Annotated in this window: 1 protein-coding gene; it reads right to left on the bottom strand. The window is 62.7% G+C overall.

All coding sequences use genetic code 11. From position 1 onward, the window contains the following. A partial coding sequence (locus tag E1J53_RS24770; protein ID WP_173021636.1) for a SprB repeat-containing protein occupies positions 1-319 on the bottom strand: 319 nt, incomplete at both ends.

Raw genomic sequence — 319 nt, forward strand, 5'->3', positions numbered from 1 at the left:
CCGCCAACTACCGTCAGCGTGATCGTACCGTCGTCACTCGTACCGGCATCATCGTTACAGATGACGTCCGTCGTAACGCCCGTAGCCACCAGAGGCTCCGGCTGGTCGATGGTCACCGTCAGCTCGCCACTACAGCCAGCTGCGTCGGTAACCACTACCGTGTAAGTACCCGCAGCAAGGCCGCTCAGGTCCTCGGTCGTCGCGCCGTTGCTCCACGCATAGGTGTAGCTTCCGGAACCACCGCTGACCGTCAGGTCAACCGTTCCGTCGTCGCTCGTACCGGCGTCGTCATTACAGACAACGTCCGTCGTCGTGGCGC

Origin of the sequence: Lewinella sp. W8 (assembly GCF_004375085.3) — a bacterium.
GTDB lineage: Bacteria > Bacteroidota > Bacteroidia > Chitinophagales > Saprospiraceae > Neolewinella.